Source organism: Algibacter marinivivus (assembly GCF_003143755.1).
Classification (GTDB): Bacteria; Bacteroidota; Bacteroidia; order Flavobacteriales; family Flavobacteriaceae; genus Algibacter_B; species Algibacter_B marinivivus.
The window spans coordinates 1861024-1874640 of the sequence record NZ_QFRI01000001.1 but is presented as its reverse complement, the minus strand read 5'-3'; the positions used below and the strand labels follow the sequence as shown (position 1 = coordinate 1874640).

At 31.8% G+C, this 13617-nt stretch carries 15 protein-coding genes; 7 read left to right on the top strand and 8 right to left on the bottom strand.

Annotated elements, in window-relative coordinates:
* Positions 1–102: 102 nt before the first annotated feature.
* Positions 103–585, bottom strand: a complete 483-nt coding sequence (gene yiaA / locus DIS18_RS08300) for an inner membrane protein YiaA (protein ID WP_109352516.1) — start codon at positions 583–585, stop codon at positions 103–105.
* A gap of 151 nt (positions 586–736) precedes the next feature.
* Between yiaA and DIS18_RS08295 the strand changes: the two genes are divergently transcribed.
* From DIS18_RS08295 to DIS18_RS08285, 3 genes are all read left to right on the top strand, one after another.
* A complete protein-coding gene (locus DIS18_RS08295) occupies positions 737–2257 on the top strand; it encodes a hypothetical protein (RefSeq protein WP_109352515.1) in 1521 nt (506 codons plus the stop codon).
* Between the two features lie 31 nt (positions 2258–2288).
* Complete coding sequence (locus DIS18_RS08290) at positions 2289–3506, top strand: hypothetical protein (RefSeq protein ID WP_109352514.1); 1218 nt, start codon at positions 2289–2291, stop codon at positions 3504–3506.
* A 341-nt stretch (positions 3507–3847) separates the two neighbouring features.
* The gene (locus DIS18_RS08285; protein ID WP_109352513.1) at positions 3848–4315 is read left to right on the top strand and encodes a hypothetical protein; all 468 of its coding nucleotides are present in this window, start codon (positions 3848–3850) and stop codon (positions 4313–4315) included.
* Positions 4316–4389: 74 nt separating this feature from the next.
* Here DIS18_RS08285 and hemL read toward each other — a convergent pair whose 3' ends face one another.
* From hemL to DIS18_RS08265, 4 genes are read right to left on the bottom strand one after another with little or no spacing between them, the layout of a single operon-like run.
* The gene (hemL, locus tag DIS18_RS08280; protein WP_109352512.1) at positions 4390–5676 is read right to left on the bottom strand and encodes a glutamate-1-semialdehyde 2,1-aminomutase; all 1287 of its coding nucleotides are present in this window, start codon (positions 5674–5676) and stop codon (positions 4390–4392) included.
* A 9-nt stretch (positions 5677–5685) separates the two neighbouring features.
* Positions 5686–6474, bottom strand: coding sequence for a glucosaminidase domain-containing protein (locus DIS18_RS08275; protein WP_109352511.1), 789 nt, complete (start codon positions 6472–6474; stop codon positions 5686–5688).
* Between the two features lie 4 nt (positions 6475–6478).
* Positions 6479–7387, bottom strand: a complete 909-nt coding sequence (locus DIS18_RS08270) for a 1-aminocyclopropane-1-carboxylate deaminase/D-cysteine desulfhydrase (RefSeq protein WP_109352510.1) — start codon at positions 7385–7387, stop codon at positions 6479–6481.
* Entirely contained in the window at positions 7377–7715 is a 339-nt protein-coding gene (locus DIS18_RS08265; protein WP_109352509.1) for a hypothetical protein, read from the bottom strand. The genes DIS18_RS08270 and DIS18_RS08265 overlap by 11 nt, the downstream gene beginning before the upstream one ends.
* A gap of 49 nt (positions 7716–7764) precedes the next feature.
* Here DIS18_RS08265 and DIS18_RS14945 point away from each other — a divergent pair, with 49 nt between their 5' ends.
* Together DIS18_RS14945 and DIS18_RS08255 are read left to right on the top strand one after the other, a co-directional pair.
* Positions 7765–7929: a C1orf53 family protein gene (locus tag DIS18_RS14945; RefSeq protein WP_181364007.1), complete on the top strand. Its 165-nt coding sequence runs from the start codon at positions 7765–7767 to the stop codon at positions 7927–7929.
* A 125-nt stretch (positions 7930–8054) separates the two neighbouring features.
* Complete coding sequence (locus DIS18_RS08255; protein WP_109352507.1) at positions 8055–8612, top strand: DUF4136 domain-containing protein; 558 nt, start codon at positions 8055–8057, stop codon at positions 8610–8612.
* Between the two features lie 37 nt (positions 8613–8649).
* Here the strand turns inward: DIS18_RS08255 and DIS18_RS08250 are convergent, their stop codons facing one another.
* Positions 8650–9753 (bottom strand): bestrophin family protein, encoded by a 1104-nt coding sequence (locus DIS18_RS08250; RefSeq protein WP_109352506.1) that lies wholly within the window; start codon positions 9751–9753, stop codon positions 8650–8652.
* A gap of 163 nt (positions 9754–9916) precedes the next feature.
* On the opposite strand from DIS18_RS08250, the gene DIS18_RS08245 reads away from it, so the two are divergent.
* Complete coding sequence (locus DIS18_RS08245) at positions 9917–11677, top strand: aromatic amino acid hydroxylase (RefSeq protein WP_109352505.1); 1761 nt, start codon at positions 9917–9919, stop codon at positions 11675–11677.
* Here DIS18_RS08245 and DIS18_RS08240 read toward each other — a convergent pair whose 3' ends face one another.
* Positions 11678–12430, bottom strand: coding sequence for an enoyl-CoA hydratase/isomerase family protein (locus tag DIS18_RS08240; protein ID WP_109352504.1), 753 nt, complete (start codon positions 12428–12430; stop codon positions 11678–11680). It abuts the gene before it with no gap.
* 110 nt (positions 12431–12540) lie between these two features.
* Here DIS18_RS08240 and DIS18_RS08235 point away from each other — a divergent pair, with 110 nt between their 5' ends.
* Complete coding sequence (locus DIS18_RS08235) at positions 12541–12849, top strand: rhodanese-like domain-containing protein (protein ID WP_109352503.1); 309 nt, start codon at positions 12541–12543, stop codon at positions 12847–12849.
* Here the strand turns inward: DIS18_RS08235 and DIS18_RS08230 are convergent.
* Complete coding sequence (locus DIS18_RS08230) at positions 12839–13453, bottom strand: DUF4230 domain-containing protein (RefSeq protein WP_109352502.1); 615 nt, start codon at positions 13451–13453, stop codon at positions 12839–12841. The genes DIS18_RS08235 and DIS18_RS08230 overlap by 11 nt on opposite strands.
* Positions 13454–13617 lie beyond the last annotated feature (164 nt).

Genomic DNA, 13617 nt, shown 5'->3' with positions numbered 1-13617 from the left:
GATTATTTTAAAACCCCGCAACCAAAAGTCACGAGGTTTTGGGTTAACTAACCAATCATCAAAACAACCCATTATATTTTTTGCTTTGAGACCTTATTTAAACTATTTAGATTCATCATTATTCCTGTCAATATACTGCGCATCTCTAGTGTTTTTCTGAACAGCAATAGCAGCAAATAGACTTAAAAGGAAAGACATCCCATAAAACCCTTTTTCACTTAAAAGTAAATCGGCATTCCAAAGCCCAATAACAAGCAGCACAATAGAGGCCATAGTTGTAAACCAACTAATACTATAATAGATATCAGTTACTGGAATATCTTCCATTTTATCCCTTACTGCCTTCTGAACAGAGATTACAGAGAATAAACCAAAAAGCAATATCGTAAAGTAATACCCTTTTTCGTTAAGCATCATATCAGCATTCCATAAACCAATACAATACGAAGTCATTCCAACTAACAAGGCAGTCCATGAAGCTCCTATAAATGCTGCTGTTGGTTTTTGATCATACACTTTAATTTCTTTTTTAACTTTTGTTTCTTTTGATTTTTCATCTATTGAAACTGTTGTTTGATAATTCATCTTTTTTGTTTTTAATGATTATGATGCAAAACTGCGAAATGCAATAGCATATAAAAACACAATATTTTTAAAAAACTGATGATATAAAAATCAATTATACACTATAAATTATTATATTTATTATCAATAAACATAATTTACTGACTATTAAATGACTGAACTAAATACAATAATTTCAACTTTTTCTACGGAAGAACAACAAAAATTCATCTCGTATTTAGCAAAAAAGAACAAACGAAATGACACGAAAAACGTTGCGTTATTTAAACTACTATTAAAAAAAGAACAAAACTCAAATACTATTTGCAAGACACTTTATGGCAGTCAGAAAAAAGATGCTTACCACGCTTTAAGAAAACGCTTATATGAATCTTTAATAGATTTTACCGCAAACCAAAGTCTCCAAGAAGAGAATTCTACAGACATGCAAATCATTAAATACATATTAGCAGCCAAATCTTTTTTGCAACAAAAACATTTTAAAATTGCTTATAAGATTTTAGACAAAGCGGAAAAACTAGCTAAAGCACATGATTTATTTCCGTTTTTAAATGAAATTTACAACACTCAAATTCAGTTTGCTCATGCTTACCCTTCAGTAGATATTGACTCACTTTCTTTAAAATTAAAAAACAATCAGAAAAATAGTTTATTAGAAGACGAGCTTAATATTGTTTATGCTAAAATCAAAACAACCTTAAATAGCATTTCATATCAAGCCAAAGTTTTAGATTTTCAAACCATTTTAAACAATACTTTAAAAGCGCATAAAATAAATTTAAACGCTATTATATCATTTAAAGCATTATATCAATTAATTACTATTTCTAGTATTTCAGCATTTATAACCAAAGACTATTTAAAAATAGAACCCTTTTTAATTTCTAATTACCAATCTATACTCGCAAATAAAAACACAGAAAAACAAGGGTATTATCATATTCAAATTTTATACGCCATAGCCAATACTTTGTTCAGAAATAAAAAATTTAAAGAATCCTTATTCTATTTAGATCTTATGCTTCAACAAATGATTTCGCATAAAAGGAAGTATTATAACACGTTCAAATTAAAATACCTGTTACTAAAAGCTTTAAATGCGAACTACAACAACCAACAAGACCTTGCTATAGAAATTCTAGAGCCTATAATCTATAAAAAACATCAAGATACAGAGGTGTTATTAGATATTCACTTAAGTTTACTTGTATTTCACTTTCAAAAAAACAATTTAAAAAAAGCACATAATTTACTTTCAAAATTCAATCATTCAGACCAATGGTATAAAGAAAAAGCAGGGATTGAATGGGTTATCAAAAAAAATCTAGTTGAAATCTTACTTCATATAGAGTCACAAAATATAAATTTAGCAGAGTCAAAATTGCGAAGTTTCAAAAGAAGTTATTACCCTTACTTAGAAGACATAAATCAAAAGCGTGTAATAACATATTTAAGTTTTGTAGAAATGTATTATAAAAACCCCGAACAGGTTACTTCAGAAGCTTTTAAAAACAAAGTTGAACATGCTTTTGATTGGTTAGAAACACACAAAGAAGATATTTTTGTAATAAGTTTTTACAGCTGGCTAAAAAGCAAAATGAATAATGAAGACTTATACAAAACCACATTAAAACTAATAACCCAAGCGCAACAAGAATTTAACGACACTTAGTTATTATTTAAACTTTACTTATTTTAGCGCAATGCTTAGAAAAATACTTCTCGTTATTCTTTGTTCAAGCTGTTTAACTATAAACGCTCAAGAAAAAGATAGTCTATCAATAAAAAACGGAATAGAAAACCCAAGTCTTTTATCTACACATCACTTTGGTATATTTAGTTCTAGAATCAACACAAACTTTAAATATAGACCATCAAAAAAACCAACCCTATCATTCAATTACACCAGCGGAAATAACTTCCACCCTTTTGTAGAAGCGTACTTCCCTAAAGACCCTCAGGTAAGAGAAACACTTAGTAATGCCGAATGGTTTACTCGTCAATTTAATTTTATCGATCAAGAAACCACACCTGCAGATTACATGAATATTGTTATAGATGCTGTAATAAAAGAGTTTAGAGTTAACACAAGCATCCCAATTAACAATCAGCATGAACTAGCCATAACCATGCGCTCGTATTTAATAACCAAAGGAAAATATCCATTTTCACTATTCACAAGTGATGAAGGCATCGAGTGGATCCACTCCAACATAGCAGGAGGCGAAGACCCTTTTGGGAGGCGTTACTACGGTTTAAATCAAGTGAATTTCACCTATCAAGACAGAAACGGAAACACATTAAACCTAAACAATAACGCCTTTTTTATTGGCGGATTCGAGGTAAGTCATTACTATTACCCAAAACTCACCATCAACAAAACAAAAAACATTTACTTGAATTTCGGCACACACTTAGCGTGGAACACCTCTAGATTCAATGCTTCTATAGACGGCGGAATTTCAGCAAATGCCATAAAAAAACTCCCATTAAAAAACAATTACGAGTTAAATTTTGCATTTGGCGCCAACTTATTACGTAAAAATCTCATCAATTTCAAAGAGGTTATCGATTTAGGCACCAACCCCTACCTAGGCACTCTAGAAGGAGAAGTAGAAATAACCAAATACACAATAAAAGGCAACTTCAACGCTTTCGGAATCAATTATCAAGCACAATCTCGCTACAACAAAAAAGAAGAAGCCGACTATTTTAAACTCCTAGGTAAATGGCGAGAAATAAATGCCGGTTGGCAAAACGGGGTATTCACACTTTACGAACCGCAAGTTACCTGGAATTTCATCTACACCTACGGCACACCAAAATTCCTATTATCCATTTTTGCAAAACAAGATTTCCTAGTAAACAACGCCCCCGATTTTCAAACAGGCATCAACCTAAAAATCCCCATAAAAAAATAAATTATTTGGCCGTTACCACAAGGGTAAGGCTTTTATTCATGCATTTCTATTTTAAATTTTTGAATTCATGAACATAAATGTTTCTTTACAAGTCCTCGCACCTCCTACGTCTGGCTGTGGGCTTTCCTCTGCAATCCCTAACTCGGGTTAATCGGCAATTGACAGTATCAATTAAAAGTAATTATAGCATATTCGTAAACAAACATTTGTCCCATCTTCTCTCTTCTCTCTTATCTCTTCACCCCAACAAATATGTTAATATCAAGTTAAAAAAAGCACCCCAATTAAACCCTTTTAAAATTTCTAAGTCCAAAAGACAAATACATTTAAAAATCCATACAATGAAAAAACTAATAGTAATTGCCGTAGCATTGTTAGCATTACAAGTTACTGCACAAGAACAAAAAAGAGAAAATCATAAAAAAGGAGAAAGAGCTCAAAAAATGATGAATCTTTCAGCAGAAGAAATTGCAACACTGCAAACCAAGAAAATGACTTTACATTATGATTTAAATGAATCACAACAAACCAAGATTCATGCAATCAATTTAGAAAACGCTACAAAAAGAAAAGCCATGATGGAAGCCCGTAAAGCTAGAAAAGAAAGCGAAAATGCTCAAAAACCATCAAAAGAAGAACGTCTTAAAATGGCAAATGCAAAATTAGACCATAAAATTGCCATGAAAGCTAAAATGAAAGACATTTTAAACGACGAACAATATGCCAAATGGGAAAAAGCTCAAAGTAAAATGGCTATGAAAGGCAAAAACAAAGGTTTACAAAAAAGAAAAAACAAACAAAAACAATAAAGATTTAGTTAGTTAATTTGATTATAGTTTAGTTGATGTTAAAACGCCTCCTGTGATTTTAGGAGGCGTTTTTTTTATAATGTTTTCGCAACAGCTTCAACAGCTTCAATAGTAAAATCTAAATCCTCATAACTTAAAGCATCGGTTATAAACCAAGTTTCAAAAGCACTTGGGGCAATATAAACGCCAGCATTAAGCATCCCATGAAAGAATTTTTTAAACCTGTCATTATTTCCTTTTGCTGCAGTATCAAAATCAGTAACAGCACCTTCATCAAAATGCACAGAAATCATAGAACCTACTCTATTTATAGTATGCACAATGTTATTATCATTTAAAACTTTCGCAATACCTTCATGCAAATAGGCTGTTTTTTCTTCTAGTCTATTAAATGCTTCAGTATCATTATTTAACTCAGTAAGCATCGCTAAACCAGCAGACATAGCCAATGGATTCCCACTTAAAGTCCCTGCTTGATACACAGGCCCCAAAGGCGCTAAATGATTCATAATTTCATTTCTTGCTGCAAATGCACCAACTGGTAATCCGCCACCAATTACTTTTCCAAAACAAACAATATCGGCATTAATACCATACAATTCTTGTGCGCCACCTTTTGCCAAACGGAAACCTGTCATCACCTCATCAAACACTAATAATATATCATTGACATCACATAAATCTCTTAAGCTTTTCAAGAACCCTTCTTTTGGAGGAATACAACCCATATTTCCAGCAACAGGCTCGATAATGATACAAGCAATTTCGTTTTTATTAGCCTCAATTAATTCGGTAACGTTTTCAATATCATTATATCTCGCCAACAACGTATCCTTTGCAGTGCCTTTTGTAACCCCAGGACTATTTGGAGTTCCAAACGTACTCGCACCGCTTCCCGCCTGAATTAAAAACGAATCTGAATGTCCGTGATAACAACCCGCAAACTTGATAATTTTATCCTTTCCAGTAAAACCTCTTGCTAAACGCACCGCACTCATACAAGCTTCTGTTCCAGAATTTACAAAACGAATTTTATCAATATTTGGAACCATAGAAACTGCTAATTCTGCTATTTGCGTTTCAATTTCTGTTGGCATCCCAAAAGAGGTTCCTTTTTTAGCTTTTTCTACAACCGCATTAACAACAGGCTCGTGTGCATGACCCAAAATCATAGGCCCCCAAGAATTGATATAATCAATTAAACGATTACCATCAGCATCATACAAATAAGCCCCTTTGGCTTCTTCAACAAAAACTGGAGTTCCGCCAACTCCTTTAAATGCTCTTACCGGTGAATTTACTCCCCCAGGAATTACTTTTTCTGCTTCAGCGAACAACGCACTGCTTCTCTTATAAATCATGAATTTTTATTAATTTTTTGATGATGGTTTTACTACTAATACCTGCCCAACACTTAAAGCCGCATCAGGCAAACCATTTATATTTTGAAGTTTCTCTACTGAAATATTATACCGTTTTGAAATAGAATACAAGGTATCTCCTTTTACAACTGTGTAAGTTACAGCCTCATTAACTATGGTGCTTTCATATTTAACATAACTATCACCCAATACCTCTTTGTCAAACTTATACAATTTATAACGCTCAATTAAGCTAATCAGCTTCTGTGGATATTTTCTATCTGTTGCATATCCAGCTGCTTTCAACCCTTTAGCCCAACCTCTATAATCTTCTTTTTTGAGTTTGAACAGTTTTGAGTAACGCTTTCTTTCAGTTAAAAACAACGAGTGGTCTCTAAATGAATATTTTGCATCCTTATACTTCCTGAAACATTCTTGTTTTGCATCATCATCATGATAAATCTTTTTCCCTGTCCATCCATGACATTTAATACCAAAATGGTTATTAGCTTCAACAGACAATCTACCATTTCCTGATCCAGATTCTAAAATACCTTGTGCTAAAGTGATGCTTGCTGGAATACCGTATAAATTCATTTCTTGTTGTGCTGTGGCTTTATGCAAATCAATATAACGCTCAGTATTATTTGCATAAGTTTTGGTAGCAACATGTTTATCTACTTGTTTTGTCTCTACTTGCTTTGATGCATCATTAGTTTTTCTAGTTACAATGCCTTTTTTAGATTTACAACTAAACACTAATAATCCAACACATAAAATGATAATGATTCTATTCATTAATCTAAATAATTATTGATAAATTTTTCTTCCTTAAAACTTCATTCATGCCTGTTATTCCTTGTAAACCACCTGTGTGAATAACAAGAACCTTAGACCCTTTTGGGAAATATTTTTTCTCAATTAAATCCATAATTCCAAACAGCATTTTTCCTGTATAAACAGGATCTAAAGGGACATTATAATTAAGCTTAAACTGATTGATAAACGTCACCAAATCTTCATTTATTTTGGCATAGCCTCCAAAATGATACTCGGTAATGAGTTTCCAATTGGATTGTTTTGCAAATTTACTAATATCTTCTTTTAAAAAGTTGCCCTTTAAAGCAGGAAAACCTAAAACTTGTTGACTAGGTTTTGAACAATTTATAAGTCCTGAAATAGTGCCTCCAGTGCCTACTGCACAACAGATATAATCAAATGTTTTATCATCTTCTGATAAAATATCTTCGCAACCTTTAACAGCTAATGGATTTGTTCCGCCTTCGGGAATTGTATAAAACTCACCAAATTCATCTTTTAAACTATTCAAAAAAGTTTCAGATACTTTATTCCTATAAGCTTCACGGGATACAAACTTAAATTGCATACCTTTTTCTTTTGCAAAACTCAAGGTACTATTCGATGCTATTTTTTCTTTCAACTCGTCTCCCCTAATAACTCCAACAGTTTTAAAACCTAATAGACTACCTGCAGAAGCCACCGCAGCAATATGATTTGAATATGCGCCACCAAAAGTAAGCAATGTTTCAAATCCCTTTTTTTTTGCATCTAGAAGATTATATTTTAACTTTCTGTATTTGTTTCCAGATACGAATGGATGGATTTTATCCTCGCGTTTTATGAACAGCTCAACGGGCTGATTAAGTAATTGTATGTGCTGATTGACGCTATCTTCAAGCTTAAATATCATGGCTGCGAAGATAATTTAAAAAACTCCAGAACTTTCGATTATTTAGATATTCTAAATTAGATTCATTTAAATAAGCCTCTCGTTCAAATGAAATATTTCTATAAGCTTTTTGCCAATTCTTATATTGAACCAATCGCACTAAAAACTCTATGCTGTATAATAAATAAAAAGGGACAACTAATAATTCTAACTGTTGCCTTAAATGAATACTTTCATGATTAATTAAAACACTATTTAACTTTAATGTTTTTGTTTTTAAAAATACAAACGGAAATATGGTTATTCCCGTATAGCCTTTTGGTACTAAATATTTTGAAATAAAAATCATGATTATACAGGTTCAAAAATCAATCCAATTTACATTATCTTTGCTAATAATGAAAAAGATTATCCCCATTGAAGAAGGCGATTACTACCTAACACCTGAAGGTTATCGATGTTTTACAGAGCAATACCATTTAAAACGCGGTTATTGTTGTGAGAGTGGTTGTAGGCATTGTCCATACGGATATAACAAAGCAACAAACTCTATAAAAAAGTAATTTAGATGCCTTTTTAACAGATATCTTGGTATGATTATTGATACTATTTAAAAAGATTAAGTTATTAAAAAAACAGCTGCATAGAATATTATTTTACAGCTATTGCAACCCTAAAAAATTGTATTATGAAAAACATTATTAAAATCTTACCGTTTCTAGTATTAGTGATAATAGTATCCTCATGCAGTTCTGTAAGAGTAGCTGCAGATTACGATAAAGAAGCAAAATTTAGTGAATACAAAACTTTTGCATTCTTCAAAACGGGTATTGATAAAGCAGAAATTAGCGATTTAGATAAACGTAGAATACTTCGTGCAATTGAAGCAGAACTTTTAGCAAAAGGGTTTACAAAATCTGAAAACCCAGATTTATTAGTAAGTCTGTTTACAAAATCACAACAGCGTGTTGATGTTTACAACAACTCTTGGGGCAATGGTGCCTGGGGTTGGGGTGGATGGGGAGGCTTTGGTCCAGGTTGGGGCTGGGGTTGGAACCAACCTAGCGTTTCAACAAGTACTCAAGGACATTTATATATAGACTTGATTGACCATGCAAAAAAAGAATTAGTATGGCAAGGTATGGGGACTGGTTACTTAACTAGAAATATGGAAAAGAAGGAAGCACGTATCAATGAATTTGTTACTAAAATTATGGAGAAATATCCTCCAGGAGCTCAACAATAAAAAATAAAAAAGGCAACTCATTGAGTTGCCTTTTTTATTACATCACAATATCATTTTTCCATTCATAAGGCTGAGGAATATCAGTATCATCAATAAGTTGTCTAATATCAATTTCAATACCTCTACTCATATCTGTAATAGGAATATCATTAGGTCCTCCTTCAAATGGGTTTTCGGTATTTTCGCCTATAGCCTCCATAGTATGAAATACCCATGCAATTAATGCACTAAAAGGAATTGAAAACCACACAAAATGTTTCGCAATAAACTCTTGTATCAAATGTCCAAGCGATGTATGCGATTCATGATTGGCTAAATCTTCTAAAATATGATCTCCAATAGATTCAAAGCCTTCCATAATACCAAATGGCAACAGAATAATAAAAATCCACACGAAAAGATAATTTAGAGTAGCAAACTGTCTAGGATATGGGAAGTTTTTTATACGCTCACTTTTACCCTGTAAGGTATAAAATTCAACAAGCATGTTTGCCATTTCCATATGCCTAAAATCTTCAATTAAACCTTCTTTCATTAATTCTTTTAATCGTCTGGATTGAACACCTAATATTTGAGACGATTTATTTCCTTTTGCAAATATTTCTTTAAAATCAGCATCAGATAAATACCTTTTTATTTCATCTTCAAGCATTATTTCATCTTCACAAACCCTAAAATAATTTTCTCTAAACTCTCTATTAGACTTTGTTGCTTTCAAATGCATTTCCCAAGGCTTATCTTCTCTCAATTGATAACGCAACGCAGTTAACCAAGCTACATGCCTGTGAACTAGTTCTCGTTTAATAGATTGCAATTCTAAATCTGTTCTCTTTTCTTTCGCATGCGTATTATCTATAAAATCTTTAACCATAATCGTCCAAGATCGAGAAGCATTAACAATACCACCCCAAATTTTTCGTGCTTCCCACAATCTATCATAAGATGCATTGTTTTTAAAACTCACAATAAATGCTACAGCAGTACCCAAAACACCTAAAGGCAACCAAGGTACATGCAACCATTTCAACCCAACAACATCAAATAATACAACAGGAATTAGCGCAATTAATAAGAATAAGAAAATGTGTCTGCGCGTCCATTTTAAAACGCCTCTAACAGGAAATATTCGTCTAGTATACATGAAGTTTATTTAAAAAATTAGGTGTTCTAAATATATGGAAATCTTTAAGGCTTTCTTAACCAGAATAAAGCAATAGATGATAATATTGAAAGAAAATCTAAATTATATGGTATTTAATGAATAATTCGTATTTTTATAAAGGATTTACACATAAAAATTAAAGATGTCGGAATTATTTGAATCTAACGAAATACTTCAAAAGCTACCAAAGCATTTGAAACAGTTTATAAAACCTCAAAATTACGAGGACTATTCAGCTATTGACCAAGCGGTATGGCGATACGTTATGCGAAAAAATGTAGATTTTTTAAGTAAAGTTGCCCATAGTTCTTACCTAGAAGGATTAAAGCAAACAGGTATTTCAATTGACAGCATCCCGAATATGTATGGCATGAACCGTATTTTAAAAGATATAGGTTGGGCAGCTGTTGCGGTTGATGGTTTTATTCCGCCAAATGCGTTTATGGAATTTCAAGCTTACAATGTTTTGGTTATAGCTAGTGATATCAGGCAATTAGAACATATTGAATACACCCCTGCACCCGACATTATTCATGAAGGTGCTGGACACGCTCCCATTATTGCCAACCCCGAATATGCTGAATACTTAAGACGTTTTGGGGAAATTGGATGTAAAGCTATTTCTTCAGCGAAAGATTATGAATTGTATGAAGCCGTAAGACATTTATCCATAATAAAAGAAGCTCCAAATTCTAAAGAAGACGATATCGCTTCCGCGGAAGCAAAAGTAGAAACGTTACAAAAAAATATGGGAGAACCTAGTGAAATGGCACTCATTAGAAATTTACATTGGTGGACCGTTGAATATGGCTTAATTGGAAGCGTTGAAAATCCAAAAATTTATGGTGCTGGCTTACTTTCATCAATAGGAGAAAGTGCTTGGTGTATGACTAATGAAGTTAAAAAGCTAATCTATGACATCAATACAACCTATAAAAATTTTGATATTACAAAACCACAACCTCAGCTATATGTTACACCTGATTTTGCACATTTAAGCTTAATACTAGAAGAATTTGCAAATACCATGTCTTTACGTAAAGGAGGACTCTCTGGAATTTATAAATTAATTGAATCTCAGTCTCTAGGCACTATTGAATTGAGTACTGGTATACAAATTTCAGGCGCTTTTACTAATGCTATTGAACATGAAGGGAAACCTATTTACATTCAAACAAAAAATAAAACAGCTTTAGCTTATCGTGAAAAAGAACTTGTAGGTCATGGCACACATACGCATCAAGACGGTTTTGGCTCACCTATCGGAAAACTAAAAGGAATTAATCTGGCTATTGAAGATATGAGTCCACGAGATTTAGCTGCTTACAATATTTATGAAGAACGTGTTGTAAACCTAGAATTTGAAGGTGGTATAAAAGTTTCAGGAGAAATCATCACAGGAAAACGTAATCTTCAAGGAAAAATCATTTTAATCAGTTTTAAAAACTGTACTGTAACTCATCATAATACAATATTATTTAAACCTGAATGGGGTATTTATGATATGGCAGTTGGTAAAGAAATTATTTCAGCTTTCTCAGGACCTGCAGATTTAAATAGCTTCGATTTGATAAATCATAAAATATCTTCAAACACTATTCACATAAAAAAAACAAAAGAAAGATTAGTACTCGAAACCTTATACCAACAAGTTAGAGATTACAGACAAGGCATTAATAAAACCATCTCTCGTACTAAAGTATTAGAACAATTAATTGAGGAGTATTCAGATGATTGGTTATTACCAGTTGAACTTTATGAATTGGCTTATCTAGGACAAGAAATTGAATTATGCGAAAAAATACTGAATCACTTACAAGCAATAAAAGAAAATAAACCCGAAGTAGGCCATTTGATTGATGATGGGTTATATATTATTAAAAACAAAAGCAAAGTAAAATAATTACCTAAACCGTTTAAGCGTTTTTTTAGTAAATTCACTTAGTACTAGTTTTCCACTAATTTCAGCACGCTCTTTTAAAAGAGTATCCCAATGCTCAGTGTCTTTCCAAAAAACTTTTTTCATTTCTTTTAAAGCTTCAGGATTATAACTAGCTAATTTTTCAGCTAAAGTTTTAACTGCGTTATCTAATGTTTCCATCGTTTCAAAAACATCAGCATACAAGCCTTTATCTTTAGCAAATTGTGGCGTAAAAAAAGTTTCCGCATCAATAGTCATTTGAGACATCGCTGTAACTCCTATTTTTCTAGATACTGCAGGCTCAATAACAAAAGGGCCAATTCCTATACTTAACTCGCTTAATCTTATAGATGCATATTGAGTAGCTAAACAATAATCTGTTGCAGCTGCTAAACCAACACCTCCTCCTACTGTTTTCCCTTGCACTCTGCCAATAATTAATTTTGGGCATTTGCGCATCGCATTAATAACGTTAGCAAACCCCATAAAAAATTGCTTTCCAGAAGCTTCATTTTCAATAGCAATTACCTCGTTAAAACTTGCTCCAGCACAAAATGTTCTATCACCACCGCTTTTCAAAACAATAACTTGTATGGCTTCATTTTTACCAGCTTCAGTAATTGTTTTTTCTAATTCAGATAAAACATGACTAGGCATTGAATTTCTATTAGGATGAAAAAACTCAATATAACCTACCTTGTTTTCAATAGTTAATGTAACGTATGCGTTTTCCATAAATAGTATAGCATTTACTCGGGTTGAATATACACAAAAAAATATGCAATTATAGCTTAGTTAGTGTGATAAATTATTTAAATAATCATTAATTTTAAAGAAAAAATAGAATGAAATTTTTAAAATACTTTTTTAAAAATAAGAAGCATAAAATTATAGAATTCTTAAATAGAGGCGCCATTATTATTGATGTTAGAACTGAACGTGAATGGAATGAAGATCATATTTCCAACGCTATTCATTTCCCATTAAATACATTGAAAAATCATATTAAAGAAATTAAATCTATAAATAAACCTATAGTAGTTCATTGTAAAAGCGGTGCAAGATCTGCTATAGCATCAAAGCTTTTAAAGGCTCACAAAATTGAAGTCATAAATGGAGGCGGTATAGCAGATTTAAAATTACTTATAACTTAATACCTTTTAAGGATTCATAATTGAATATTGGAGTTTCATTGTATTGCAGAGTCCAACCAAGAGAATTAGTTAAAATATAAAACTTAGAAAGCTCACTAATTAATCTGTTTTTTGCATTCTTTTTTAAATCTGAAGCTTCAATTTTTCTTAACAAAGTAGCTTTTACTGTATTTTTAATATCGTTATAATCTTTGGCTTCAAATGGATTAAAATAATCTGCTTGTACATCATAATATTCCAAATCTGGATTAATTTTTATTTCCTCTTCTGGAATACTTAAAATAGTAAGTGTTTTATTTACTTCATCAATTTCAAATTCAATTTTACTTAAATCAAAAGCAATAGTAACTTCTGCATTTACAACTACCAAAGCTTTCTTTTCAACGGAGAGTAAATCTCCAAAAATATCTTTGGAACTCTTATAATTAAAAACTTCACTAAAATGGCCTTCTGTTACAATAAGTTTTCCAACATTATTAATTTGTTGCTGAATTAAAGCTGAATTTTCTTGAAGCACTATTTTGTCTTCACGTTTATCACCGCAATATTTGAAAGTAAAGAGAACAATTAAGGTGATAATAACACCGAACAGAATTTTTCGCATGTACTAATTTAGAAATAATTATAATACTTCGAACTATAAACACTTTAAATTTAGAGCAAAAAAAACATCAATTTCCTCCGACGTAAGGAGTCTAAATTAATGTAATTAATAAACTAAACTAACATTGCAAAAATACAGACTTTATGCTTTACGCATGTTACCAT